This window comes from Variovorax sp. 01T439_2, from assembly GCF_056398445.1.
The window spans coordinates 1-2,870 of record NZ_JBFTPJ010000780.1; the positions used below are offsets into that span (position 1 = coordinate 1).

Genomic DNA, 2,870 nt, shown 5'->3' on the forward strand with positions numbered 1-2,870 from the left:
TCGCCGGCCTGGACCTTGTCCATTTCGCTGATGTTGTGCACGAGCCGCACGGGGCCGGTACCGATCTTCTGCCCGATGGCACGGCCTTCGGCGAGCACCGCCCCCTTGCCCAGCAGCTTGTAGCGCTGCTCGGCCTTGCCCTGCTGCTGGCTCTTCACGGTTTCAGGGCGCGCCTGCAGGATGTAGAGCTGGCCGTCGGTGCCGTCCTTGCCCCACTCGATGTCCATCGGGCGGCCATAGTGTTCTTCGATCACGAGCGCGTACCTGGCGAGCTGCTCGACGTCCGCGTCGCTCAGCGAATAGCGGTTGCGCTGCTCGGTCTTGACGTCGGTGGTCTTCACCAGCTTGCCGGTGGCCTTTTTCTCCTCGGGCGTGGCGAACTCCATCTGGATCAGCTTGGAGCCCAGGTTGCGGCGGATCACGGCCTTCTTGCCGGCGCGCAGCGTGGGCTTGTGAACGTAGAACTCGTCGGGGTTCACGGCGCCCTGCACCACCGTTTCACCGAGGCCGTAGCTCGAGGTGATGAACACCACGTCCTCGAAGCCCGACTCGGTGTCGATGGTGAACATCACGCCGGCCGCGCCAAGGTCCGAGCGGACCATGCGCTGCACGCCCGCCGAGAGCGCCACCACGTCGTGCGCGAAGCCCTTGTGCACGCGGTAGCTGATGGCGCGGTCGTTGTAGAGGGAAGCAAAGACTTCCTTCATCTTGTGCAGCACGTCGTCGATGCCGACCACGTTCAGGAAGGTTTCCTGCTGGCCCGCGAAGGAGGCGTCGGGCAGGTCTTCGGCCGTGGCCGAGGAGCGCACGGCGAACGAGGCCGCGGGGTTGCCGGCGCTCAGCTTCGCGAACGCCTCGGCAATGGCTTTCTGCAGGTCGGCCGGAAAGGGCTGGGCCTCGACCATCGCGCGGATCTCGGCGCCGGCCACGGCCAGCGCCCGCACGTCTTCGGTGTCCAGGGCGGCGAGCCGCTTGCTGATCTTGTCGGCCAGGCCGTCGTGGGCCAGGAACTGGCGGAACGCATGCGCCGTGGTCGCGAAGCCCGTGGGCACCCGCACGCCCTGCGGCAATTGCGAGATCATTTCGCCGAGGCTGGCGTTCTTGCCGCCGACCGACTCGACGTCGGTCATCCTCAGGTTTTCAAACGGTACGACCAGGGCGGTCGCGTCGAAAAGTGCAGACATGGGAAAGCTCCAGAAGTTGAAACCGGTGCTGCATGCAGACGGCGCGGCACGATCGTTGTCGTTGCTTTGGGTGCGGGCGCGGCGTGCATGGAAAGAATTGGGGGTGGGAAGGCGGATTCCCGATAATGGCCCGGATTGTAGGCGTGGCGAGATTGCACGCGCCGCAGGACAAGGCCGCAAGAGCAACACCATGCACACACGCACCGTTTTCTTCATTTCCGACGGCACCGGCATCACCGCCGAAACATTCGGTAACGCCGTGCTGGCCCAGTTCGAGATGAAGCCGCGCCACGTGCGGCTGCCGTTCACCGACACGGTCGACAAGGCGCACCAGGCGGTGCGGCAGATCAACCACACGGCCGAACTGGAAGGTGTGCGCCCCATCGTCTTCACGACGCTCGCGAACATGGAAGTGCTGGAGGTGATCGAAACCGGCTGCAAGGGCATGCTGCTCGACATGTTCGGCACCTTCGTGCGGCCGCTGGAGATCGAGCTGGCGGTGAAGTCGAACCACCGCATCGGCCGCTTCAGCGACGTCAGCAAGAGCAAGGAATACGACGCCCGCATTGCGGCCATCGATTTCAGCCTGGCCCACGACGACGGCCAGAGCAACCGGGACCTCGAAGGCGCCGACGTGATCCTGGTGGGCGTGAGCCGCAGCGGCAAGACGCCGACTTCGCTCTACCTGGCAATGCAGCACGGCCTGAAGGCGGCCAACTATCCGCTGATTCCGGAAGACTTCGAGCGCAAGCAATTGCCGCCGGCGCTGATGCCGCACMGCAAGAAGATCTTCGGCCTCACCATCCAGCCCGAGCGCCTGAGCCAGATCCGCAACGAGCGCCGGCCGGATTCGCGCTACGCCAGCCTCGAGAACTGCCGCAACGAGGTGAGCGAAGCCGAGGCCATGATGCGCCGCGCCGGCATCCGGTGGCTCTCCACGACCACCAAGTCGATCGAGGAGATCGCCACCACCATCCTGCAGGAGCTGAAGCCGGAGCGGCTGGTTTACTGAGCCGCCTGCTCAGCCGGGGCCGAGGTCCGGATCAGGTGATCGAAGGCGCCGAGCGCGGCCTTCGCCCCGTCGCCGGCCGCGATGATGATCTGCTTGAACGGCACGGTCGTCACGTCGCCCGCGGCAAACACGCCCGGTACCGAGGTCTGGCCCCTGGCGTCGACCACGATCTCGCCGTGCTTGGTCAGCTCGACCACGCCCTCGAGCCAGTCGGTGTTGGGCACCAGGCCGATCTGGATGAACACGCCTTCGAGTTCGACCTTCTTCAGCTCGCCCGTCGCGCGGTCCTTGTAGACCAGGCCGTTGACCTTCTGGTCGCCGGTGATCTCGGTGGTCTGCGCGTTGGTGAACACGTCGACGTTCTTCAGGCTCTTGAGCTTGCGCTGCAGCACGGCGTCGGCGCGCAGCTGCGTGTCGAACTCGATCAGCGTGACATGGCCGACGATGCCGGCCAGGTCGATGGCCGCTTCGACGCCCGAATTGCCGCCGCCGATCACCGCCACGCGCTTGCCCTTGAACAGCGGGCCGTCGCAGTGCGGGCAGTAGGCCACGCCCTTGTTCTTGAACTCGTGCTCGCCCGGCACGTTGATGTTGCGCCAGCGCGCGCCGGTCGAGATGATGATCGATTTGCTCTTGAGCGAAGCGCCGCTCTCGAGCTGCACCTCGATCAGGTC

General features: G+C 65.6%; 3 protein-coding genes. 1 reads left to right on the forward strand and 2 read right to left on the reverse strand.

Going from position 1 to position 2,870, the window contains the following annotated elements:
- Positions 1-1,184 (reverse strand): PEP/pyruvate-binding domain-containing protein (locus tag AC1DOC_RS27620; protein WP_478130913.1); only part of this gene is annotated, 1,184 nt, incomplete at its 3' end.
- A 190-nt stretch (positions 1,185-1,374) separates the two neighbouring features.
- Here AC1DOC_RS27620 and ppsR point away from each other — a divergent pair.
- The gene (gene ppsR, locus AC1DOC_RS27625) at positions 1,375-2,196 is read left to right on the forward strand and encodes a posphoenolpyruvate synthetase regulatory kinase/phosphorylase PpsR (RefSeq protein WP_478130914.1); all 822 of its coding nucleotides are present in this window, start codon (positions 1,375-1,377) and stop codon (positions 2,194-2,196) included.
- Here the strand turns inward: ppsR and AC1DOC_RS27630 are convergent.
- A partial coding sequence (locus tag AC1DOC_RS27630; RefSeq protein ID WP_478130915.1) for an FAD-dependent oxidoreductase occupies positions 2,190-2,870 on the reverse strand: 681 nt, incomplete at its 5' end. The two genes, ppsR and AC1DOC_RS27630, sit on opposite strands and share 7 nt — an antisense overlap.